At 72.5% G+C, this 22354-nt stretch carries 22 protein-coding genes; 7 read left to right on the top strand and 15 right to left on the bottom strand.

Annotation, left to right across the window (positions count from 1 at the left end; all coding sequences use genetic code 11):
- Position 1 precedes the first annotated feature (1 nt).
- The 8 genes from WBN91_RS07705 to ribA all read right to left on the bottom strand — a co-directional run bounded on the left by WBN91_RS07705 (position 2) and on the right by ribA (position 9411).
- The gene (locus tag WBN91_RS07705) at positions 2 to 853 is read right to left on the bottom strand and encodes a GNAT family N-acetyltransferase (protein ID WP_337722569.1); all 852 of its coding nucleotides are present in this window, start codon (positions 851 to 853) and stop codon (positions 2 to 4) included.
- A gap of 42 nt (positions 854 to 895) precedes the next feature.
- Positions 896 to 2215 carry an FAD-binding oxidoreductase gene (locus tag WBN91_RS07710; protein WP_337722570.1) on the bottom strand — a complete coding sequence of 440 codons (1320 nt, stop codon included), beginning with the start codon at positions 2213 to 2215 and terminating at the stop codon, positions 896 to 898.
- The gene (locus WBN91_RS07715) at positions 2208 to 4070 is read right to left on the bottom strand and encodes an ABC transporter ATP-binding protein (RefSeq protein WP_337722571.1); all 1863 of its coding nucleotides are present in this window, start codon (positions 4068 to 4070) and stop codon (positions 2208 to 2210) included. The genes WBN91_RS07710 and WBN91_RS07715 overlap by 8 nt, the downstream gene beginning before the upstream one ends.
- Positions 4067 to 6904, bottom strand: a complete 2838-nt coding sequence (locus WBN91_RS07720; RefSeq protein ID WP_337722572.1) for a type 2 lanthipeptide synthetase LanM family protein — start codon at positions 6902 to 6904, stop codon at positions 4067 to 4069. Before WBN91_RS07720 ends, WBN91_RS07715 begins: the two co-directional genes overlap by 4 nt.
- 6 nt (positions 6905 to 6910) lie before the next feature.
- Complete coding sequence (locus tag WBN91_RS07725; RefSeq protein WP_309110528.1) at positions 6911 to 7102, bottom strand: DUF6229 family protein; 192 nt, start codon at positions 7100 to 7102, stop codon at positions 6911 to 6913.
- Between the two features lie 137 nt (positions 7103 to 7239).
- Positions 7240 to 7986: an AfsR/SARP family transcriptional regulator gene (locus WBN91_RS07730; RefSeq protein WP_337722573.1), complete on the bottom strand. Its 747-nt coding sequence runs from the start codon at positions 7984 to 7986 to the stop codon at positions 7240 to 7242.
- Between the two features lie 156 nt (positions 7987 to 8142).
- Positions 8143 to 8667 (bottom strand): GNAT family N-acetyltransferase, encoded by a 525-nt coding sequence (locus tag WBN91_RS07735; protein ID WP_337722574.1) that lies wholly within the window; start codon positions 8665 to 8667, stop codon positions 8143 to 8145.
- A 78-nt stretch (positions 8668 to 8745) separates the two neighbouring features.
- Positions 8746 to 9411, bottom strand: a complete 666-nt coding sequence (gene ribA, locus WBN91_RS07740; protein ID WP_337722575.1) for a GTP cyclohydrolase II — start codon at positions 9409 to 9411, stop codon at positions 8746 to 8748.
- Between the two features lie 62 nt (positions 9412 to 9473).
- Here ribA and WBN91_RS07745 point away from each other — a divergent pair, with 62 nt between their 5' ends.
- The 4 genes from WBN91_RS07745 to WBN91_RS07760 are packed head-to-tail and all read left to right on the top strand — an operon-like array spanning position 9474 to position 12500.
- On the top strand, positions 9474 to 9872 hold the full coding sequence (locus WBN91_RS07745) for a 6-pyruvoyl trahydropterin synthase family protein (protein WP_337722658.1): 399 nt from the start codon (positions 9474 to 9476) through the stop codon (positions 9870 to 9872).
- Positions 9869 to 10882, top strand: coding sequence for a glycosyltransferase family 4 protein (locus tag WBN91_RS07750; protein WP_337722576.1), 1014 nt, complete (start codon positions 9869 to 9871; stop codon positions 10880 to 10882). The genes WBN91_RS07745 and WBN91_RS07750 overlap by 4 nt, the downstream gene beginning before the upstream one ends.
- The gene (locus WBN91_RS07755; RefSeq protein WP_337722577.1) at positions 10879 to 11634 is read left to right on the top strand and encodes a class I SAM-dependent methyltransferase; all 756 of its coding nucleotides are present in this window, start codon (positions 10879 to 10881) and stop codon (positions 11632 to 11634) included. Before WBN91_RS07750 ends, WBN91_RS07755 begins: the two co-directional genes overlap by 4 nt.
- The gene (locus tag WBN91_RS07760) at positions 11631 to 12500 is read left to right on the top strand and encodes a lysylphosphatidylglycerol synthase transmembrane domain-containing protein (RefSeq protein WP_337722578.1); all 870 of its coding nucleotides are present in this window, start codon (positions 11631 to 11633) and stop codon (positions 12498 to 12500) included. Before WBN91_RS07755 ends, WBN91_RS07760 begins: the two co-directional genes overlap by 4 nt.
- On the opposite strand, the gene WBN91_RS07765 is transcribed toward WBN91_RS07760, so the two are convergent.
- Both WBN91_RS07765 and WBN91_RS07770 read right to left on the bottom strand, forming a co-directional pair.
- Positions 12429 to 13103: a creatininase family protein gene (locus tag WBN91_RS07765; protein WP_337722579.1), complete on the bottom strand. Its 675-nt coding sequence runs from the start codon at positions 13101 to 13103 to the stop codon at positions 12429 to 12431. The two genes, WBN91_RS07760 and WBN91_RS07765, sit on opposite strands and share 72 nt — an antisense overlap.
- Positions 13100 to 14056 carry a zinc-dependent alcohol dehydrogenase gene (locus tag WBN91_RS07770; protein WP_337722580.1) on the bottom strand — a complete coding sequence of 319 codons (957 nt, stop codon included), beginning with the start codon at positions 14054 to 14056 and terminating at the stop codon, positions 13100 to 13102. The genes WBN91_RS07765 and WBN91_RS07770 overlap by 4 nt, the downstream gene beginning before the upstream one ends.
- Before the next feature lie 33 nt (positions 14057 to 14089).
- Between WBN91_RS07770 and WBN91_RS07775 the strand changes: the two genes are divergently transcribed.
- Together WBN91_RS07775 and WBN91_RS07780 are read left to right on the top strand one after the other, a co-directional pair.
- Positions 14090 to 14830: a CDP-alcohol phosphatidyltransferase family protein gene (locus WBN91_RS07775; RefSeq protein WP_337722581.1), complete on the top strand. Its 741-nt coding sequence runs from the start codon at positions 14090 to 14092 to the stop codon at positions 14828 to 14830.
- Entirely contained in the window at positions 14823 to 15221 is a 399-nt protein-coding gene (locus WBN91_RS07780; protein ID WP_337722582.1) for a DoxX family protein, read from the top strand. The genes WBN91_RS07775 and WBN91_RS07780 overlap by 8 nt, the downstream gene beginning before the upstream one ends.
- Here the strand turns inward: WBN91_RS07780 and WBN91_RS07785 are convergent.
- A complete protein-coding gene (locus WBN91_RS07785) occupies positions 15203 to 15874 on the bottom strand; it encodes a RibD family protein (protein ID WP_337722583.1) in 672 nt (223 codons plus the stop codon). The two genes, WBN91_RS07780 and WBN91_RS07785, sit on opposite strands and share 19 nt — an antisense overlap.
- Before the next feature lie 144 nt (positions 15875 to 16018).
- Here WBN91_RS07785 and WBN91_RS07790 point away from each other — a divergent pair, with 144 nt between their 5' ends.
- A complete protein-coding gene (locus WBN91_RS07790; RefSeq protein WP_337722584.1) occupies positions 16019 to 17575 on the top strand; it encodes a sulfatase-like hydrolase/transferase in 1557 nt (518 codons plus the stop codon).
- Positions 17576 to 17597: 22 nt separating this feature from the next.
- On the opposite strand, the gene WBN91_RS07795 is transcribed toward WBN91_RS07790, so the two are convergent.
- The 4 genes from WBN91_RS07795 to WBN91_RS07810 form a co-directional block, all read right to left on the bottom strand.
- Positions 17598 to 18575 (bottom strand): pirin family protein, encoded by a 978-nt coding sequence (locus WBN91_RS07795; RefSeq protein WP_337722585.1) that lies wholly within the window; start codon positions 18573 to 18575, stop codon positions 17598 to 17600.
- A 470-nt stretch (positions 18576 to 19045) separates the two neighbouring features.
- A complete protein-coding gene (locus tag WBN91_RS07800) occupies positions 19046 to 19456 on the bottom strand; it encodes a VOC family protein (RefSeq protein WP_337722586.1) in 411 nt (136 codons plus the stop codon).
- A 10-nt stretch (positions 19457 to 19466) separates the two neighbouring features.
- Positions 19467 to 19841, bottom strand: coding sequence for a helix-turn-helix transcriptional regulator (locus WBN91_RS07805; RefSeq protein WP_443217677.1), 375 nt, complete (start codon positions 19839 to 19841; stop codon positions 19467 to 19469).
- A 516-nt stretch (positions 19842 to 20357) separates the two neighbouring features.
- Positions 20358 to 22184, bottom strand: coding sequence for a PIG-L family deacetylase (locus tag WBN91_RS07810; RefSeq protein WP_337722588.1), 1827 nt, complete (start codon positions 22182 to 22184; stop codon positions 20358 to 20360).
- Positions 22185 to 22354 lie beyond the last annotated feature (170 nt).

Raw genomic sequence — 22354 nt, forward strand, 5'->3', positions numbered from 1 at the left:
GTCAGCCGGCCCGGACCTGGTCCCGGATCTCGGGCAGCGCGCGGAACCCGGCCGACCGGTAGGTGGCGACCGCGCCGGCGTTGGCGCTGGGCGTGGCGACGACCGCGCTGGACGAGCCGAGGTCGCGCAGCGCCGCCGCGGCGGCCACGCTGATCGCCTTGCCGTAGCCGCGACCGCGGTGGTCCCGGTGCACGCCCATCGGCTCCAGCAACCCGGGCTTGCCCGGACCGGCCGACCACACCGTCACCGCCGCCACCGCGTCGTCCTGCTCGTAGGCCACCAGGCACCGCGCGTCGGCGTAGGCCACGCCGGCGGCCATCGTCAGCCAGCGCTCCTCGGAGAACGTGGACCCGTCGAACGCCGCCCGCTGCACCGCCACCCGTTCGGCGACCCGCTCCGGCCCGACGACCTCGACCCGCACGCCCGGGTCCTCGACCGGGTGGGACAGGTCGCGGTGCAGGGGCGTCCACGGCTCGCCGGGGGTCCAGCCCGCCTCGGACAGGAAGTCCTTGAGCAGGAGTCCGGTCGGGGAGTCGACGGCCGCCTCCCCCTCGGGCAGCACACCCCGGGCCGGCTCGGCGATGTCCTCGCACATCCGCCGCGCCAGCTCCGGGTCCCGCCGCACGTCCGGCGCGGTCGTCAGGCGCAGCAGCCCCGGGCCGTCCAGCAGCCCGAGGGCGAGCACCCGGCCGTCCCGCCGCCAGGACCGGACCGCGCCCGTCCCGGCGCCGAACCGCCGGAACCAGCCCAGGTCACCGGGGTGCAGCTGCATCGGCGCACCTTCGACCTGCCACTCCCGCAGGACACCCACGGCCTGGTCGAGGTCGTCCAGCGTGCCCAACACGATCGCCATCCCCCGATCACACACCACGACCTCGGCCGGCCGCATCCGAATTCACAGTGGGATGGACTGGGGGAAGCGGAAGACGTTGTCCGGGTCGTAGTGGCGCTTCACCGCCCTGAGACGGTCGGTGTGGTGGCCGTAGTAAGCGGTCAGCCAGTCGGGCAGGGCCGGGTCCGGGAAGTTCGGGTAGACGCCGCCGGTGCCCCAGGGGTGGACGATGTGCCAGCTGTCCGCCAGCCAGGTCAGCACCTCGTCGCCGCGCCTGGCCGCGCCGCCGGGGCCGACCAGGACGGTGTGCTTGATCAGGAAGTGCGGGTCGCGGTGGACGAACGCGGTGTCGTTGGTTCGGCCGTAGGCACCACCCCACGGGGTGAAGGAGATCTCCCGAAGCTCGCCCATCTCGCGGTTGGCCGCGAAGTGGTGCAGCAAAGCGGTGATGGCCTCGTTGGGGAGGGGCCGGTCGAAGAACTCCGTCTTGGCCGTGGACATCCCGGGGCGTTCGTGGACGAGCGGGATGCTCGTGGGGTCGAGAGCCGCCGCCGAGTACGGGGTGGCGTGCAGGCGGGCCGCGTCCACAGCGGACAGTTCCACCACCTCTGCGGAGATCGGGTCGAGCGGAACCGCCGGGAGGCTGGGGGCGGCGCCGACCAGCAGGGCCACCGGGTCCTCCTCCGGGTACTGCGGACACATCAGCACCAGCTCGGCCGAGACGGCGTCTTCGGCGAACGGTGCCCACTCCTGCCACCACCGGATCAGCTCCGCAGCCCGGTGCAACGGCCACTCCAGGCGGAAGTGGGTGCGCGGGGTGGTGGCGTGGGTGCGGAAGGTCGCCGTCGTGACCACGCCGAAGTTCCCGCCGCCGGCACCGCGCAAAGCCCACAGCAACTCGGGTTCGTCGTCGGTGTGCACGACCCGGCCGTCCGCCAGCACGACCTCCGCCGACAGCAGGGCGTCGCAGGTCAGGCCGTGCAGCCGCCCGTGACTGCCGAACCCGCCGCCCAGCGCGGCCCCGACCAGTCCGACCGACGGGCACGAACCGGACGGCACCACCCGCGCGTGGAGAGCGGCGGCCACCTCACCCACCCGCACGCCCGCGCCGACGGTCACCGTTGTGGTGTCCGGCTTGATGTCGTTGTTGGGGGTCAGGTCGATCAGGAGGCCGGTGGTGCTGGAGTGGCAGGCGTTGCTGTGGCCGCCGCCTCGGACGGCGAACGGCATGTTGTGCGACCGTGCCCAGGCCAAGGCCTCCACCACGGCGTCGGTGTCGGGGCAGAACGCGATGGCCTGCGGCAGGACCTCGACCGGTCGGCCGATGAACTGGCTGCGGGACAACGCGTAGCGGGGGTCGGACGGGAGCACGAGGTCAGGCATCGGCGTACATCCGGGCTTGCAGCTCGTACAGGTCCGCGTACCGGCCACCCAGGGCCAGCAGCTCCGCGTGCGTGCCCTGCTCGACCAGCTTCCCCTCGTGCAGCAACAGGATCCGGTCGGCGTGCCGGACGCTGGCCAGCCGGTGGGTGATCAGCACGACGGTCCGGTCCGCGGCCAACGCCCGCAACGACTCGTACACCGCGAACTCGGCCTTGGCGTCCAGCGGCGCGGTCGGTTCGTCCCAGATCAACAGGGGCGCGTCCCGGAACAGGCCGCGGGCCACCGCCAGGCGCTGCCACTGCCCTCCGGACAGCTCGACGCCGCCCCGGAACTGCTTGGACAGCAACGTCTCCCACCCGGCGGGCAGGCCGTCCACCACCTCGTCGGCGCCGGCCTGGCTCGCGGCCTGCTTCACCGCCACGCCATCCGGGTCGGGCCGGTCGTGCCGGCCCACCCGCACGTTCACGCGGGCGGTGTGCGGCCAGCGGACCGGGTCCTGCAACACCATCATCACCTGGGAGGCCACGCTGTTCCGGTCGGCCGACGCGATGTCGTGCTCGCCCCACAGGACTTGACCGGAGGTGGGCGTGTAGAGGCCGGCGACGAGCTTGGCCAACGTGGTCTTGCCCGACCCGTTCTCACCGACCAGGGCCACCGTCTCGCCCGGCTCGATGGTCAGCGTCACCCCGTCGAGGGCGAGACGGGTGCTGTCCGGGTAGCGGAAGGTGACGTCGTGCAAGGACACCCGGCTGGGGTCGAGGTCGGCCTGGTCGGGTGTCGCCGGTCGGGCGGCGGAGGCCAGGAAGTCCTGGTAGTCCGCGATGTACAGGCCCTGCTCCACGAGCTGGTTGGCCGCCAGCACCAACCGGTTCAACGCGGTCGTGGCCACCCGGATCGCGATCACCGCCGTGCCCGCCACGGCCAGCGGCACCCACTCGTACCGGACCAGCAGGCCCAGCACCACGTACGTCACCGCCAGGCCGAGCCCGGACAGCGCCCGCCCGACCCCGCGCACCCGGGCCTGCGCGGTGGCCAGCCGGACGTCCTCGTCGCGCAGCGGGTCCGCCGCGAGCCGGTACTCCTCCAGCACGAACGGCTCCGCCTGGTAGGCCCGGACCTCGGCGGCCGGCTCCCGTTCGGTGGCAAGGTCGGACACCATCTGCACCCGCCGGTCCAGCACGACCGTGCGGCCCACGCTCGCGTACGCCAGCCGCGCGGCCCGCTGCACGGCCCACCCGTCCGGCAGCACCGCGAGCAGCAGCACCGGCAGCAGCACGGGGTGCAGCACGGCCAGGCTGCCCGCGGCGGCGGCGATCCCGAGCAGCGAGCCGACCAGCTCGACCAGGTTGTCGGCCGCGCGTTCGAGGAAGAACAGGCCCCGGTCGCGGGCGCGGTGCATCCGGTCGTAGAAGCGGGCGTCGTCGAACGCGGCCAGGTCCGCGCCCAGGCTCGCCGCGTACAGCCGTTCCTCGGCCAGCCGCCGCACGGACGGCGTGATGCGGGCGTGGGCGAGCGAGACACCGACGTCCATCGCGCCGCGCAGCCCGAACGCGCCGGCCACCAGCAGCAGGTCCGGCAACGCGGCGACCACCCGGTCGGTCGTCGGGCCGCCGGCGAGCAGGTCGGTCAGGACGCCCGTGGTGGCGAACAGGCCGAACGCCGCCGCGAGCCCCGACACGACCTGCATGACCGCGACCGCCACCGCCGCGCCGGGGGCCGCGTGCCGGATGGTCTTGAGCACCGGCCAGGTCGCCGCCGGCACGTCCCTCAGGCTGCGCCGCGTGGCCGACGAGTCGTCCAGCTGCCAGTGCGGGGTGACCAGGTTGCCGTCACGGGGGTCGTCGGTGTCGGTCATCGCGCCTCGCCCAGGAGGAGGACGGACGGCAGGGTGCAGTCCGGGTGCATCCGGAGCAGTTGGTAGGCGACTCCGCCTGAGCCGGACATGATGCTGGGCGAGTAGACCTCGCGCGCCAGGCCCGTGGTGATGCCGTTGGATTCCAGGCTGCCCAGCACTGTGGCGTCCAGGGTTGCGCGGTCGAGGCCTTCCGGGGCGGCGTTGTGGTTCAGGGCGGTGGTGAGCAGTTCCCAGACGCCGGTGTCGCCGTGGCACAGGGTGTGGGTCCAGCCCAAGCCGTCCCGGTGGGCCGAGAACGCTGCCCGCCGCAGCACGTCCTCGCCTGCCAGCGCGGGGACGTCGGCTGCTGCCAGCCCGACGCCGATCGCGCCGTGGCACCAGGCCGCCGCGATGGTGTCCGGTTCACGTGGGTCCATCCAGGCCTGTCTTTCCTTGCTGTACCAGGTTTCCTCGAACCTCGCCGCGCCCTCGACCAACGCGGTGAACCGTTGTTCTCCGGTTGCGGCACCGAGTTTCGCCAGTGCCCAGGCGATGCCGGTGCCCCCGTGGGCGAAGCCGCCGATGCCGCCGGGGAAGTTGGGAGCGGGCCAGCGCACGACACCGTTGGTGCGGACAGCGTCCTCGGCGAGCTTGTCCCCTGCCGTGAGCGCGAGGTCGGTCCAGGACTGGTCGCCGGTGCGGGCGGCCAGTGCCAGCAGGGGCACGATCGCGCCGGCGGTGCCGACCACGAGGTCCGGGCCTTCGCTGGCGTCGAGGGACGCGGGGAGTTGGCGGGCCAGGAACAGGGCGTCCTCGACGCAGTCCAGGCCCAGGCGGTCCAGGGTGAGCCAGCACCAGATCTGCGAGCCCAGCCCGATGTACCCGCCGGCCGGGTCGGGTCTGCGGCGCGTGTGCTCGGCTTGCGCCGCCCACCACTCCTGCGTCAGGCGGGCGGTGCGGACGGTGGCGTGGAGGAGGTCCGACACGCCTTCGACGGCGTCTGCCCGGCCCGCTTGGACTTCGTGCTCATAGCCCGCCAGCAGGACTGCCACGCCCAGGGTTCCGCCGTACAGGTCGGGGGTCAGAGGTGTGGTCTGCCAGCCGGAGCGGTCCAGGATCGGCGCGAACCACGTGGCTGTGGCGTCGCCGCCCCGCACGGCTTCGGCGGAAAGCTCGCTCATCAGCTGTGCGGCCAGCTTTCGCCGCCGTGTGTCCACAGTGGACTCGTCGAGGGTGCCGGACCACATCCGGCTCAGGTCGGGTTCCGCGCCCTGGTTCAGGTAGGCGCTGACCAGGGCGGCGTGCGTGACCCGGCGTTCCAGCGCGAAGTCCGCCGTGCGCCAGTTGTGCAACGCCAACGCCACCTGGTCCACGCGCGGACCGCACACCAGGCCGCCCGGGGTGTGCAGCCACCCCTCGGCCGGGGTCGTGGTGAACACCGGGATGTCCCCCACCAGCAGTTCGGCGACCTCCGCCGCGTGCACGTCCGGGTCGCCCGGCCCGCGCGTGTTGATCGAGTGCCGGGCCAGCAGCGCCCGCGCCTTGCGCTCGGCGGTCTCCTGGTCGTGCAATCCGGCCGGGTGCCAGAGCATGCGGGCCAACTCGGTGTAGGACTCGGTGTCCCGGACGATCACCCGGACCACGCAGTCGGCGAAGGTCGCCAGCAGCGGTTCCAGCCGGCCCTCGGCGTCCAGCGCGGTGATGCGGGCGGCCATCTCGTCGAACCCGGCCACCACTCCCGGCCAGTGGCGGGCCAGGCGCGGGTGCGGGGTGGGCAGGTTGCGGGTCGGCGGCGGTTGGGAGGGCACGATCGCCACGCGCGCGGTGTCCGTGCCCGCGCCGACCAGGTCGGGCAGACCGATGTCGGGCTGCTCGCCGGGCAGGCCGCCCATCGCGGACCCGTCCACGCCACGCCACCCCAGGCCCGCGCCCCGGCCCGGCAGCAGCCCGGTGCGCAGCACGGTCCCGTTGAGCTGCTCGGCGACCTTGTCGGTGGCCTCGCCGGCCCCGGTGGGCGGGTGCGGGGGTCGGGGCGTGAAGACGCTCTCACAGTCCACGACGACCGGCACCGGGCCGCACGCGATGATGTTCTCCGCGTGCAGGTCCGTGCCGGCGACCAGGCGCATGACCGCCAGCCAGTGGCCGAGGTTGCGGTAGAAGGCGTCCAGCTCGGCGTCGGTGGCGCAGTAGCGGTGGGCCACGTGCTCGGCCCACCCGTGGTCCTCGCGGACGAGCGCTCCGGGCACGCGGATCGGGTGCTCGTCGCCGACGGTCAGCACGGCCAGCAGCTCCGCCAGGCGCTGGTCCACCTGCATCGGCCGAGGCTTGTAGACGACGGTGCCGCCCGTGCAGTGCACCAGAGTCACGGTGTGGCCGCCGTGGTGGCTGTCGCCCGCGCCGAACTCCACCTTCACCAGCTCGCCGGCCTCGGTGCCCAGCAGCGCGGACAGGTGGTGGCGGTCGGCGGCGAACCGGCGGGCCATCAGGTGGATCGCGTCGATCCGGTGGTCGACCGTGGTGCGCAGGCGGGACACCAGGTGCGGGTAGTGGCGGGTGAGGTCGTCCCAGAAGTCGGGGCGCGCGGCCGAGTCGAGGAACTCCGTCCAGCGGCCCGCCGGGTCGGGTGCGGTGAGCCTGCCGGTGATCCGGGCGGCGTTCAATTCCAGCACGAGCACGCGGATCACCTTGCGCCGCACCACGTCCAGGAGGACCTCCCGGGTGGCGGCGAGCACGGCGTCCGCCTCGGCGGCGCCGAGGTCGGCGACCTCGGCCAGGCAGCGGGCCAACCGGTCCGACGCGGGACCGATCAGCCAGTCCAGGGTTCGGTCGAGTGCGCCGACCTCGTCACCGGTCATGTCCGGTCAGCAGCAGTACACCGGACGGGACGCCGTGCACGACGAACAGCGGCTGCCGGGCGGGTTGCACGCCACGATGTCACCCTCGGCGAACTCCCCGTTGGCGAACAGCGGACCGGCCGGGTTGTCGACCTCGTCCAGCCCCGCGCGCCAGCGGGCCACCAGTTCCTCGGCGCTTTCGAGCAGTGCGGTGGTCATCCGAACTCCTTCCGTGGACAGGAGCGGCGAGTGTAGAAATGGGATGCACACGGGAGCGCACACGCGGAAGCGGTGCCCCGGCGGTCAGTCGCGCCTCGGGTCGGTGTCGCGCCTCGGGCCGGGTCGGGGTCGCGTGCTCAGCGGCCGTCGCGGCGGACGGTCTCGTAGAGCGAGGTCGTGGCGGCGCTGGGCTCGACGCCGAGTTCCGCGTCCAGCACTTGGACCAACCTCCCGTACACCGCAAGGGCTTCACTGCGCCGACCAGACGCCGCCAGCGCGCCCACCAGGAGCCGCCACAGCCGTTCGCGCAGCGGGTACTCGACCACCAGACCGGCCAGCGCGGCGACCAGCTCGGCGTGGAACCCCTGTGCCAACCGGACTTCCGCGAGGTCCTCGATGGCACCGACCCGTTGTTCCTCCAGCACGGTCACGTCCGGCCGCACGACGTCCGGAACCAGCACACCGGCCATCACCGGACCGCGCCACAACGCCACCGCCCGCTCCAACGACTGGGCCGCGGCGGCGTCCTCCCCGTGGGCGCGCAACTCGCGGCCCTCCCGCACCAGGCGTTGGAACCGCGTGACGTCCACCGCGTCGGGAGCGGCGGCCAGCACGTAACCGTCGCGGGAGGTCACGATGGACGGACCGCCCGGCGCGAGGTCGGCCAGCAGCCGCCGCAGTTCCGCCAGGTGCGAGCGGACGTTCGCGGCGGCCGAGGCGGGCGGCTTCCCCGGCCACAGCGCGTCGATCACCCACTCCAGCGGCAGCGCCCGGTTGGCCCGGACCGCCAGCACCCCCAACAGGATGCGCACCATCCGCCGCGCGGGGTGCCGCGTGACCCCGTGCCCGCGCACCGCGGGCCGACCCAACACCAGGACCGCCATCGCCCCACCCCTCGCCGAACCGCTCAGGTCCACCAGGATCGGCGAGCATCCGTCGGTTTCAGCGCGCGGCAGGCCCCGCGGTGTGGTGAGACTGCGTGTTCGCGAAGTGGTAAGGGTTTTCGCGCCCGACCGGTGCAGCGGTGCGTGGCCGACCGGTCACCCAGCGGTGCTCCCGCCGACCCGGTCGGACAGCAGCAGCCCCGGCCACTCGCCGACCATGAACGTCTGCACGGGCTGGAACCCGTTGCGCTGGTAGTACTCCGCGAGCCGGCCGTCCCCGCCCGCGTAGCAGTCGACGCGGACCAGGTCGACGCCCTGCTCCCGGGCCTGCGCGCGGGCGTGGTCGAGCAGCGCGCTGCCGACGCCCTTGCCGGCGTGCTCGCGCGAGGTCACCAGCAGCCTGATGTACAGCTCCGGCTCCTCCACCTGCGGCACGTACTCCATCGGCCGCTCGGAGTGCGTCAACGCGCCGGCGGGCGCACCGTCGACCTCCGCGATCCACACGACCTCGTCCCGCAGCTTCTCGGTGACCTTCCGGACCCGGTCCGGGTTCGTCGACCACGGCTCGGAGCCCCACTGCCCGGTGATCCCCTTCGAGCTCAACCACTCCACCGCGCCGTCCAGCATCGCCAGCACCGACGGCAGGTCGTCCAAGCCACCCCGACGGATCTCCACGCCCATCCCCCTTGATCATGCGATTGTCTCTGTGGTTGCGACTTTACGTCGTGAGAGGGGGAAACCCGCGCTTGGTGCGAGCGTTCACCAGGCGCGGGCGGCGTGCGGTCCAGAGTGGATGGTGTTGTCGGGTTGGGTGCCATCGATCTGGGGAAGGTCGTGGCCCAGGCGGTCGCGTTTGGCTTGCAGGTAGGCGATGTTGTGCGTGTTCGGGGGGATGAGCAGCGGGATGCGGGCGGTGACCTGGATGCCGTGGTGTTCCAACGCCTTGATCTTGTCCGGGTTGTTGGACATCAAGCGGACCGACTGGATCCGGAGGTGTCGCAGGACACGGGCTGCCGGGGTGTAGTCGCGGGTGTCAACCGGGAGGCCCAGGGTGGTGGCCGAGTCCAGGGTGTCCAGGCCCTGCTCGTCCTGGAGGACGTGCGTGCGGACCTTTTCCACCAGGCCTATCCCCCGGCCCTCGTGGCCCCTCAGGTAGATCAGGACGCCGCTGCCCTCCCGGACGATGGCGTCCAGGGCGGCGTCCAGCTGTTCGCCGCACTCGCAGCGCATGGCGCCGAAGATGTCGCCGGTCATGCACTCGGAGTGGACGCGGACCAGGACGTGGTCGCGCAGCCGGGTCCTGCCGTGCACCAGGGCCATGTGCTCGTGGCCGTCGGCGCGGAAGGCCACGGCGCGGAACGTGCCCCGGCGGGTCACCAGGTCGGACTCGGCGACGTCCTCGTCGCTGAAGGCGTGCTCGTACATCCGGTCCCTTCGTCATTACGCTCGTGGTTGCACCGTAGCTCGCACACCTGGTGGAGGTCACCCTGTACAGCATCACCGTCCGCGACCACGTGATGATCGCCCACAGCTTCCGCGGCGAGGTGTTCGGTCCGGCGCAACGCCTGCACGGAGCAACGTTCGTCGTGGACGCGAAGTTCAAGCGCGAAGGTCTCGACTCGGACAACATCGTCGTCGACATCGGACTGGCCACCCGGGAGCTGGGCGCCGTGCTGGCCGAGCTGAACTACCGGAACCTCGACGACGTGCCCGAGTTCGCCGGGGTCAACACCTCGACGGAGTTTCTGGCCAGGCACATCGCCGACCGGCTCGCCGACCGCGTCCGCGAGGGCGCGCTGGGGCCGGGCGCGCTGGGTCTGAGCGGCATCGAGGTGACCCTGCACGAGTCGCACGTGGCCTGGGCGAGTTACGAGCGCTCCCTGTGACCTTGTGGTTCGTGGTGCCCGCCGCCGTGGACGATCCCGCCGCACCCAGCGGTGGGAACGGCTACGACCGGCGGGTTTCCGCAGGTCTGGGCATGCGGGACCTGCTGGTGCCGGGGACCTGGCCGCTGCCGTCCGAGGCGTCTCGCCGTGCGTTGGACTCGGCGTTGGGGCGGGTGCCGGACGGCGGGGTCGTGTTGGTCGACGGGCTGGTTGCGTGTGGGGTGCCTGAGGTTGTCCTGCCACATGCCCGGAGGGTGCGGGTGGCCGTGTTGGTGCACCTGCCGTTGGCTGATGAAGTGGGGCTCGACGCGGCGGTGGCCGCTCGGTTGGACGCTGCTGAGCGGGAGTGCCTGCGTGGGGTGGCGGCTGTGGTGGCGACCAGTGCCACGGCGGCGGCGCGGGTGGCTGAGCGTCATGGTCTCGCTCGGGTGCACAGCGTTCCGCCTGGAGTGGAGCCTGCCGAGCTTGCCGCGGGGACCGACGGGGTGTCGAGGCTGCTGAGCGTGGCGTCGATTACGCCCCGCAAGGGGCATGACGTGCTGGTTCGGGCGTTGGCCACGGTGCTGGACCACCAGTGGGTGTGGGCCGTTGTCGGGCCGACACCTGATCGGGTGCACCTGGGTCACGTTCGGGAGTTGGTCTCGGGGTTCGGCGACCGGGTCGAGTGGGTGGGGCCGGTGGTGGGAGACCCGCTTGAGCGGGAGTACTCGCGGGCCGATCTGTTCGTGTTGCCGTCCTTGGCCGAGACCTACGGGATGGTGGTGACCGAGGCGCTGGCGCGTGGGGTGCCGGTGATGGCCAGTGCCGTACCGGACGCGCTGGGGAACGGCGGGCTGCTGCTGCCGGCCGGTGACGTTGGGGCTTGGTCGGCCGCTCTGCGCCGGTGGTTCGAGTCGGCTGAGCTGCGGCGGGAGTTGAAACGGGCGGCGTTGGAGCGGCGGGCGGGGTTGTCCACTTGGGACGAAACGGTCGCGGGAGTGGGGGCGGTGCTGGCTAGTCTGCGCGCATGACGGGATTCGCGCCGGAATGGCTGGCACTGCGGGAGGACGCCGACGCGCGAGCGCGGTCGGTCGAACTGGCGGATCGGGTTCGTGACCTGCTCGCGGTGAACCGGAACCCACCCGTCATCCGTGACCTGGGGTGTGGCACGGGATCGATGGGACGGTGGCTGTCCGCGCGGCTGGGTGGTCCGCAGCACTGGGTGCTGCACGACCGCGACCCGCGCCTGCTGGAACTGGCGGGTGCGTCCCTGAGCGGGGTGACGGTCGAGACGCGGCAGGGCGACCTGACCGCGTTGCGCGCGGCCGACCTCGCGGGGGCGTCGCTGGTGACGGCGTCGGCGTTGTTGGACCTGCTCACCCGCGCCGAGGTGAACGCCTTGGCCGCCGCTTGCGTAGAAGCGGGTGTGCCCGCGCTGTTCACGCTGTCGGTCGCCGGTCGGGTCGAGCTGGACCCGGCCGAGCCGCTCGACGTGCGCTTCCAGGAGGCCTTCAACGCCCACCAGCGGCGGGGCGGGCTCCTGGGGCCGGACGCGCCGGCGGTGGCGGTCGAGGCGTTCGAAGGGCTGGGCGCGCGGGTGGAGACCCGGCCCAGCCCGTGGCGGCTCGGGCCGGGAGCGCTGGTCCAGGAGTGGTTGCGCGGGTGGGTGGAGGCGGCGTGCGAGCAGGAGCCCGGGTTGACGCGGGGGGCGGACGAGTACCTGCGGAGGCGGGAGTCGGCGCGGGCGGTGGTGCACCACGTGGACCTCTTGGCCGTGCCGTGAAGGCGGTGCTGCGGGTCGGGTTGGCCGTGGGGGTGCTGGTGGCGCTCGGGGTGAAACTCGGGGCCGGCGCGTTCCTGGACGGCATCCGGGCCGTGGAGTGGTGGGCGGTCGTAGTCGCGCTGGTCATCGGTGGGGTGACGACCGTGTTCAGCGCGTTGCGGTGGTGTGAGGTGGCGCGCGGGATGGGGTTGGCCATCCGGGTGAAGTCGGCGGTTGCCGACTACTACCGGGGGTTGTTGCTCAACGCGGTGCTGCCCGCCGGGGTGCTCGGGGACGTGCACCGGGCCGTGCGGCACGGGCGGGATGTCGGGGACGTTCGCCGTGGTCTGCGGGCTGTGGTGGTGGAGAGGGTCGCCGGGCAGGTCGTGCTGGTCGTGGTGACGGTGGTCGCGGTGGTGGTGTGGCCGGTGGACGTGCCGGGGATGCCGGGGCGGGACGTGTTGCTGGCCGTGGTGGGTGTGGTGCTGACCGGGGTTGCGCTGTGGGGGCGGGCGGTGCTGTCGTGGCGGGTCGTGGTGTTTTCGCTGGTCACGACTGCTGGGCATGTCGGGCTGTTCGTGCTGGCGGCGCGGGTGGCGGGGGTGTCCGCGTCGATCGGGGACCTGGTGCCGTTGGCGCTGCTCGCGCTGGTGGTGATGGCGATCCCGGTGAACGTGGGCGGGTTCGGGCCGCGGGAGGCGTTCCTGGCCGTGGCGTTCGGGGCCACCGGGTTGGGCGCGGCGCTGGGCGTGACCACGGCGGTGGTGTACGGGGTGCTGGCGTTCGCGGCGAGCCTGCCCGGGGTGGTCGTGCTGCTACAGCGTCGCCAGGTGCCGGGCGAACCCGGTGACCAGCGCCGCGAGCAGGTCCCGGCCCTTGTCGGCTGACGCGCGGGACGGCCGGCCGACCACACCCGACCGGGTGTGCGGGGCCAGGCCGGTGGTCAGCAGGTGCCGCCGGTCGTCGGCCACGTGGTCGCCGGTCTCGTAGCCGGGCCGGACGACCTCGGGGTGGGCGTGCAGCAGGATCGACGTCTCGATCTCGCCGGCGTGCATGTCGGTGTTCGACGGCGTCTCGATGCCGGCCGCCGCGCGGGCCTCCGCCCAGTCCGCCGACGTCGGGTAGAGGGCCATCCGAGGGGACTCCTGCACGACGTTGGACAGCACGTAGTTGCCGCCGTGGGCGTTGACGACGACCAGCGGGAGACCGTGCAGGGACTCGGCGATGTCCGTGACCACGGCGTACAGGGTGCGTGCCGAGATGCTGACCGTGCCTGGCCAGGCCGCGTGCTCGTGGGAGCAGGAGATGGTGATCGGCGGCAGCAACTGCACCGGGTACGCGTCGGCGATGGCCTGCGCGATGGTGCACGCGATGATCGTGTCGGTGGCCAGCGGCAGGTGCGGTCCGTGCTGCTCGAAGCTGCCCACCGGGAGCACCGCGACCGCCGCGCCGCGCTCCCGGACGTCCTCGGTGGTCGCCAGGGTGATCACGAGTCACCGTACCGAACGCGGTGGCACAGCGCGGGCAGCCGCGTGAGCACGTCGGGCAGCTCGTCGAAGGTGCTCTCCCCCGAGATCAACGCGTCGAACCGGTCGTCGGCGAGCAGGTCCAGGGCCAGGGCCATGCGCTGGGCGTACGTGCGGTCCGAGCGGGCGACCGTGCCGACCTGGCTGCCGCGCACGGTCAGCCGCCGGGAGTGGAAGTGCTCCCCCAGCGGCACGGCGACCCGCCGGGAGCCGTACCAGCTCAGCTCGACGACGGTGCCCTCGGGCGCGAGCAGGTTCAGGGAGGTCTCCAGGCCGGCTTCGGACGCGCTGGCGTGCACGACCAGGTCGAGGTCGCCGCGCGCGTCGGCCGGGGTGGCGAAGTCGACGCCCAGGGCGGCGGCGGTCGAGGCTCGGTCCGGGTCGGTGTCCACCAGCTGGAGCCGCACGCCGGGGAACCGGGCGAGGAGGGCGGCGACCGCGCAGCCCACCATGCCGCCGCCGACCACCGCGACCCGGTCGCCGACCAGCGGCCGGGCGTCCCACAGGGCGTTCACGGCGGTCTCCACCGTGCCGGCGAGCACCGCCCGCGCCGGCGGCACGGCCGGCGGGACCGGGGTCACCGCCGAGGCCGGGACCACGTAGTGCGTCTGGTGCGGGTAGAGGCAGAACACCGGTCGTCCGCGCAGGTCGGAAGGCCCTTGTTCGACCACGCCGACGTTGAGGTACCCGTACTTGACCGGCCACGGGAAGTCGCCCTCCTGGAACGGGGCGCGCATGACCGCGTGCTGGTTGGCCGGCACCCCGCCGTGCAGCACGAGCGCCTCGGTGCCCCGGCTGACCCCGCTGAACAGGGTCCGGACCAGCACGTCGTCGGGGCCGGGGTCGGGCAGGCGAGCGGGTCGGATGTCACTCTTGCCCGAACCGGTGAACCAAACCGCCCTCGCGACGCGTGTCATCCAGCAACCTCCGAAAAACGACCGAGGGGCACGATGAGCACACTTCAGCACACCGCCGCGCCGGCCGTCCCGGAACAGGCCGCGTGGGCGGGCGCCCAGGTCCTGGTGCTCGCCGGGCTCGGCGGCACCCTCGGGCTGGGCCTGCCCGGCTGGCTCGCGGGCCTGGCGTACGGGCTGGCCACGTGGGCGCTGCTGGGCGCGGCGATGGCCCGTGCCGGGGTCCGCGCCCTCGGGCCCGCCGACCGGGTGACGCTCGCCCGGGGCCTGCTGGTGGGCGGGGTGACCGCGCTGGTGGCCGACCGGGCCGCGGCGACGGTCGTGGTGGTCGTGCTGGCGTCGGTCGCGTTGGCGCTGGACTTCGTGGACGGGCGGGTCGCGCGCCGGACCGGCACCGCGTCCCCGTTGGGCGCGCGGTTCGACATGGAGGTCGACGCGTTCCTGATCCTGGTGCTCAGCGTGCACGCGGCGCTGGCGTTCGGGCCGTGGGCGCTGGCCATCGGCGCCATGCGGTACGTGTTCGTGGCGGCGTCCTGGGTGGCGCCGTGGTTGCGCGGGGAGCTGCCGCCGAGCTTCGCGCGCAAGGCCGTGGCGGCCGGGCAGGGCGTCCTGCTGGTGGTGGCCGTCGCCGGGGTGGTGCCCTTCGCCGCGGTGCTCGTGGCGGTGGCCCTGGCCGCCCTGGTGTGGTCGTTCGGCCGCGACGTGCGGTGGCTGTGGCGGAACAGGGTTCGCGCGGCGGTGGGCGCCGCGCCGGTGAAGGGATACGCCCGTGTCTGACCAGACCGCCTCGGTGCCGGTGAAGGTGGGCAACATCGTCGTCTGGGCGCTCCAGCTCGCGCTGGCCGCCTACTTCCTCTACAGCGGGTGGATGCTGTTCGGCGACGGCCTCGTGAAGAAGTTCGACGACATCGGCTTCGGCCAGTGGCTGCGCTACCTGACCGGCACGCTGGAGATCGCCGGGGCGCTGGGCCTGCTGATCCCGCGGCTGTGCGGGTTGGCCGCGCTGGGGCTGTTCGGGGTCATGGTCGGGGCGGTGACCACGGAACTGTTCCTGCTGGACAACGGGGACGCCACGCTGCCCGCGCTGCTGGGTCTCGTGGCGCTGGTGATCGCCGTGCTGCGGCGGGACACGATCAGGGCCGTCGTGGCTCAGGTCTTCGGGAAGTAGCGGAGGACGGCGACATCACCGAGCCGGGTGACGTCCTCCAGGTGGAACCTCCGCGCGGGACCGCCCGGGAACCGGGCCGGGTGCAGGAACCGCGGCGCGGTGGCCTGGCCGATCAGCATGGGCGCGACCGCCATGCGGATCTCGTCGGCCAGGCCCTCGGACAGGAAGGCGGTGTGGATGCGGCCACCGCCCTCCACCATCAGCCGCTCCACGCCCCGCGCGCCCAGGTCGTCGAGCAGGCGGCCGAAGTCGACTCGGTGGCCGAGGGTGACGACGGTGGCCAGGTCGTTCAGCTCTCGTTCGGCGATCGGGCGGCCGGTGTCGGTGGTGTAGACGAGTTTGGCTCCGCCGTGGTGCCAGAACAGGAGGTTGGCGTCGAGGTCGCCGGATCGGGTGACGGTGACCTTGAGGGGGTATTCGGGCTTGCCCCGGGCGGTGCGTTCGGCGCGGCGGGCGGCGCTGTTGACCAGCAGGCGAGGGTTGTCCCGGCGCAGGGTCTCCGCGCCTACCAGGACCGCGTCGGACTCGGCGCGCAGGCGGTCCACGTAGTCGAAGTCCTCGGCGTTGGAGAGCGGGAACCGGTCCGCGCCCCGGTCGTCGATGTAGCCGTCGACGCTGACGGCGACGCTGAGCAGCACGTGCGGGCGGGTCACGCGCCCCACCGTAGGGGAGGCCTGAACCGGGTGCACCGGGCGTGCGTTGTCCGAGGGGTGGACGAGTTCTTGGCGGGTCGGCAGCGGGGCGGGTTTGTGGCGGGTCTGCGGGGCGAGTTCGTGGGGACGAGTCGACGGGGGCGGGTGCCTGCTCGAGTGGTGAGCGGGGCGGCGGTGGTGCTGGTGTTGTTCGCGCTGGTGGCGCCCGGTGATCTCGACCAGTTCTCGGTGGGTGCGTTCCTGCGGGTTCCGGTGGAGGGGCTGCTCGGGGTGCTGCTGGTGCTGGTCGTGCCCGGTCGGGCGCGGTGGGTGGTGGCCGGGGTCGGTGGCGCGGTGCTGGGGCTGGTCGTGGTGCTCAAGCTGCTGGACATCGGGTTCGACCTGGTCCTGTACCGGCCGTTCGACCCCGTGCTGGATTGGCCGCTGTTCGAGCCCGCGCTGGACTTCGTGTCGGTCACGGCCGGGCCGGTGGCCGTGGTTGCGGCGGTGGTGGTCGCGGCGGTGGTGGTGTTGGGGCTGGTCGTGCTTTCCGTGCTGGCTGTGCTGCGGTTGAGCCGGGTCGCCGTTCGGCGGCGGCTGCTCGCGACGCGGGTGGTGGCAGTGCTGGCGGTGGCGTGGATCACCTTGGCGTTGCCGGGCGTGCCGGTGGCGTCGGACAGCGCGGCGACGTTCGTGTACGAGCACGCGCGGCAAGTGCGGGTCGGGTTGCACGACCGGGAGGCGTTCGCGGCCTCGGCTTCGGTGGATCCCTTTGGGGACGTTCCCGGCGAGCGGCTGCTGACGTCGTTGCGGGGCAAGGACGTCGTGGTGGTGTTCGTGGAGAGCTACGGGCGGGTGGCACTGGATGACGTTGGTGTCACGCGGGTGTTGGACGACGGGACGCGGCGGCTGTCTGCGGCGGGTTTCGGCTCGCGCAGCGCGTTTCTGACCTCGTCGACGGCTGGGGGCGGGAGTTGGTTGGCGCACGCGACCCTGTTGTCGGGGCTGTACGTGGACAACCAGCAGCGGTACCGGACCCTGGTGAGCAGCGACCGGATGACGTTGAACTCCGCCTTCGCACGGGCCGGGTGGCGGACGGTCGGGGTCATGCCGGGCATCACGCGGGCGTGGCCGGAGGGGGCGTTCTTCGGGTACGACTGCGTGTACCCGGCGGACCGGCTCGGGTACCGGGGGCCGCGGTTCGGGTACGCGACCACGCCGGACCAGTTCACGTTGGAGGCGTTCGAGCGGTTGGAGCGGGGGCGTGGGCCTGTCATGGCGACGATTCCGCTGGTCACCTCGCATGCGCCTTGGGGGCCGGTGCCTCGGATGGTGCCGTGGGAGTCGTTGGGTGACGGGTCGGTGTTCGGGACCATGACGGCTGGTGAGGTGGCGCCGGAGGCGATTTTCAGCCGTGATCCTCGGCAGGTGCGGGCTGATTACGGGCGGTCGGTGGAGTACTCGGTGGAGACGCTGGTGTCTTATGTCGAGCACTACGGGGACGACGAGTTGGTGTTGGTGTTCGTGGGGGATCACCAGCCTGCCCAGGTTGTGACCGGGAGTGGGGCGTCTCGGGATGTGCCGGTCACGGTTGTGGCTCGGGATCCGGGTGTGGTGGAGAGGGTTGCCGGGTGGGGGTGGGAGGAAGGGTTGCGGCCGGGTGGGGATGCTCCGGTGTGGCCGATGGAGGGGTTTCGGGATCGGTTCCTGGGGGCGTTCTAGGTTGGGTTGCGGTGGGGGCGTTCTAGCGGGCGGGCTGGTTTGGGTTGCGGCGAGGCCGGAGGCGGCCGGTGGGGAGGGGCGGGGCTGGGAGTCGGGTACCGGGGTAGCCCTCGACTCGGCCGAAGCGGTCGGATTCGGCCTGCCACTCGTCGCGGAAGCGGGCGATCTCGTCGTGCGTGCGGCCGACGAAGTTCCACCACATGACGATCTCCTCGCCGAACGGCACCCCGCCCAGCAGCACGACCCGGGCTTCGTCGTCGCCGGGGTTGTCCAGGTGGAGGGTCGTCGCGCCGGCGGCCACGTAACCGAGTTCGCCGTGCTTGAGCGTGGTCCCGTTCAGGGTGGTGGAGCCCTGGTCGACCAGGATGCCGTGCTCGAAGGCCGGGTCCACGTCGAGCACCAGGCGTGCGTTCTTCTCCAGCACGAGTTCCGCGCCGAGGAGTGGCGTGTGGGTGGGCACCGGGGAGGTGTCACCGCAGAGCGTCCCGAGGAACACCCGCACGACCGCGCCGTTGAGCGCGACCGGTGACGGGACGTGGTGTTGGAAGGCGCGCGGGGCGTCCCGGTGGGCGTCAGGCAGCGCGATCCAGAGCTGGACGCCGTGCAGGACGGTGGTGGTCGGCGTGGAGACCTCGGAGTGGCAGATCCCCGAACCGCCGGTCATCAGGTTGAGCTCGCCGGGCCGGACCAGGGCGTGCACGCCGAGGCTGTCCCGGTGCTCGATCTCGCCGGTGAACAGCCAACTGGCCGTCTGCAACCCGGTGTGCGGGTGGGGTGCGACGTCCATCCCGCCGGTCTCGGACACGTCGTCGGGACCGTAGTGGTCGGCGAAGCACCAAGCCCCGATCATGGTCCGGTCCCGCTGCGGGAGGGTGCGCCGGACGGACATCGCACGGGGTCCGCCCAGGGGAACGTCTCGGGGGGCCAGCACTTCGACGGGGCTGTGGCCGGCCGTACTGCCGCAGACCAGTTCAACCGGGGTCTCTTCCACGTTGCTCATGACCCCGCCACACGCTCTCTAACCATCGACCCATTCTAGATGCCTGATCTTGTGGCGCTTCGCTTCTTCTTGGATGCGCTTCGCGCTCTCAAGCTGTCGCGCTGCGCGCTCTTGGGACGCGCTTCGCGCTCTCAAGATTAAAAGCGGCGCTCGCCGCGCGGCAGGCCCCCGGGGGTGGAAGGGCGTCGGTTTCTCCCCCGTACGGCCTGCCGGAGGCAACCACCCTTTGGCCCTCTTCGCAACCGGTAGAGCGTGGTTGCAAAGAGGACCAAAGCGTGGTTGGGCTTCGCCCAGGCCGTACGGGGGAGAAACCGAGGCCCTTCCTGTGGCTGGCAGCCACGCGGAGCGCCTGCGGCGCGAAGAGCTTGCGCCTTCGGCGCGGAAGCCCTGCGCATGCGGTGCAGAGGGCGGCGGGGTGCGGGGGGCGGGGTGAACGGGCCTGCCGGGCTGCCGGCAGGCCCGCGCGGTGGTCACTTCTTCTGGTTGAACCGCAGCATGTTGCCGGCCGGGTCGCGGAAGGCGCAGTCGCGGACGCCGTAGGGCTGGTCCATCGGCTCCTGGAGCACCTCGCCACCGGCGGCGCGGACGCGCTCGAAGGTGCCGTCGACGTCGTCGGTCGTGAAGATCACACCGCGCAGCAGCCCCTTGGCCAGCAGCTCGGCGGCGGCCTCCTTGTCGGCGGCGGTGGCGTTGGGCGTGGCGACGGCTGGTTCGAGCACGATGTCCACATCGGGCTGGCCGGGCGCGCCGACGGTCACCCAGCGCATGCCCTCGAAGCCGACGTCGTTGCGCACTTCGAGGCCGAGCGCGTCACGGTAGAAGTCCAGCGCCTTGTCGTGGTCGTCGACCGCGATGAAACAGGTGGAAACCTTGATGTCCATGCCGGTCACGCTAGTTCCGGCGATCGGGTTTCGCTTCTCCGTTCCTGATCGGTCGCAGGTACATCTTGGCGATGCACGCCGGGATGGCCGCACCGTCCTCGTGGTCGCGGGCCCGGTAGGCGCTGGGGCTCTCCCCCACCAGTTCGGTGAAGCGCGTGCTGAACGACCCGAGCGAGGTACAGCCGACCGCGAAGCAGACCTCGGTGACCGAGAGATCACCCCGGCGCAGGAGGGCTTTCGCGCGCTCGATGCGGCGGGTCATCAGGTAGCTGTAGGGGGTTTCGCCGAAGGCGGCGCGGAAGCTGCGCGAGAAGTGTCCCGGCGACATCAGCGCGATCCGGGCCAACGCCGTCACGTCGAGCGGCTGGGCGTAGTCGCGATCCATTGTGTCGCGGGCACGACGCAGCCGAACGATGTCGTCCAACGGCACCCGACCACGATCTTTCACACCGACCACGATCTCACACGAGTGGCCTTGATCGGACCTGGTGTGGGGCGGTTGGCGGGGTGTGGGGACAGGAGGAGTGCGGGGTGTGGGGCGGATGGTGGTGTGTGAGGGCGGGCGGGGTGTGGGGGCAGGCGGAGGGCTGGCGGCCAGCGGCGGCGGTGGCGGGCGGCGGCGGGCGGGCGGGCGTTTGGTTTGCGCGGCTGGGTGTCGGGGTGATGGCTCGGTGTGGTGGGAGTTCTGTGCTCATCGCTTGGACCCGCGACCCTCGCCTGCCGCGCCCTCACCGCCGCCGCCCGCAGCCTTCGCCGACCCCAACCCTCGCCAGCCGTCGCTCTCGCAGGCGTGTTGGGCGTGGCCTCCGGCCCCCGTCTCCATTGTCCCACGGGGGTACGACAGTCCTGATCGGAGCGCCCCTGGGGCTCATTCTGCCGGCGAGCTACGACAAAACCTCGCTCAGCCCGCTGCCTGCCACGGTGTGAAACGGCTGCCGTCCTGTTCGGACGACGTGTGCAGGCGGCCGTCCGGGCCGATCGCCAGCAGGACCAGCCGGCCGCTGCCGTCCACCGCCGCGGTCGGGTAGTCGAGGGGGTTGCCGCCCGTCGGTGTGCCGTTCACCGACACCGTGCCGTCCTTGTCGCGGCCGACCACGGTCACCCGGTCGTGTGCGTAGACCGCCACCGGTCGGCCTGGGCCGCCGGGGGCCGGGGAGCGGGTTGGGGGTGTCCACTTGCCGTCGGTGCGGCGGAGGGTGGCGAGCTCGTCCGTGCCGGCGACGGGGTAGACGAGGGTGAGGGTGTCGTCTGGGCCGTAGACCGCGCTCGGGGGGCCGGCGGGTGGGGGCCACGAGGGTTCCGGCGTGTTCCACGTGCCCGACCAGTGGACCACCGCGTCCGTCGTCGTGCCGAAGACCTCGGGGGTGCCTGATGGGCCGGTCACGGCTGTCAGGCCGTCGGTGATGCCCTGGCCGCCCAGCTTGGTCCAAGCGCCCCAGCGGCCGGAAGGGTCCTGTTCGGATCGGCTGATGCCGCCGCCGGCATCCCGTACGAACACCGCCACGCGGCCGTCGGGGTGGGGTGTGGCGGAGGGGGTGCCTACGCGGAGGTCGCCGGGGTCCGGGCTGCCCAGGTTGGTCCAGCCTCGGTCGTCGCGGCAGGTGATGTCGTGGCTGTCCAGGAGTCGGCCGCAGATCGTCGGGCCGTGCTTTCCCTGGGTGACGGAGAGGCCGAAGGCCAGGCGGCCACCGGGGGTGCCTAGGTCGTCCAGGTTCTCCCAGCGGTCGCCTTGTTGGCGCCAGCCCAGGAGGTGCTTGCCCTGGGCGGCGTAGGCGTGGAGGCCGTTGTCGGTCCTGACCACCCATTGGGTGCCGCGGTCCCAGCGGTAGTACATGCGGCGGGGCCAGGCGTCGTAGGACGGGTGGCCGGTCGCGTGGCGGTCGTGGGTCTGGTAGGCCGCGAAGTCGTCGATCTTCTCCGCCTGTTGGGCGGGCGGGAGGTTCACCGGGGCTTGGTCGGTGTTGTAGTCGCGGTAGCCGATCACGGCCAGGCGGGGGCGGTTCGGTGAGCGCTGGTAGGCGCGGGCGGCTTCCTCGGCGAACCTTGCGCCCATGACGTGGTCGGGGTGGTCGTGCCAGGGCTTCCACTGCGGGTAGTCCGGGTCCGGGTGGCTGTCCTGCACGCGCAGCACGGTCGGCCGGAAGTCGGCCATGAGCTTGACCAGGACCCTGATCAGGCCGTTCCCCGTGTAGGTGGACGGCTTGGGCATCTTGCCGCCGGTCGGCGTGAGGGTGTCCACCGACACCACTCCCCCGGCCCGGTCCTTCCACAGCCGCCGCAGGGCGCCGCGACCGCCGTCCGCGCGGGGGTCGGCGTCCTCGGGGAGGTTCAGGAAGACCAGCTTGACCTGCGGTTTTGCCTTCAGCGTGTAGCGCTCGCCGACCCGGCCGCCCGCCAGGTCCTCGGCGGCGCCGTCCCACTCGTCGGGCACGCCGGCCATCCGCGCGTACGCCGCCCGCGCCCCGGCCTGGCGGGACGCCGAGTAGCCGTTCGCGTCGGGCACCTCGGCCTCGCCGGCGGTGAGGAACACCGTCATCAGCCGCCGCCCGGACCGGACCGCCTCGCGCACGTCGGGGTTCATGAACAGCAGGTCGTCGTCGTGGTGGGCCACTACCTGGAGGTAGGCGACCTCGGAGGCGCCGGCGGGGTCGTGGGCGGGGTCGCCGCAGGCCATGACCAGCCCGAGGACGAGTGCGGCCAGCGCCACCACCGGTCGTGCACGTGCCATCGGTCAGCGTCGCCCCCATCCCCGCCTGTCGGCGCCCGACAGGCTACCGACAGAATGGCCGCCGGGGACGAGCAGGACGGGCGGAGCAACGCAATACGGGTCTCCGGCGTCGGTAATGGCAGAGGGCCGCCGCCGATAGTCCCAGGGGTACTCGGATCAACAGGGGTCAA

Origin of the sequence: Saccharothrix sp. CCNWYY140 (assembly GCF_037401995.1) — a bacterium.
In the GTDB taxonomy this organism is placed as follows: Bacteria; Actinomycetota; Actinomycetes; order Mycobacteriales; family Pseudonocardiaceae; genus Actinosynnema.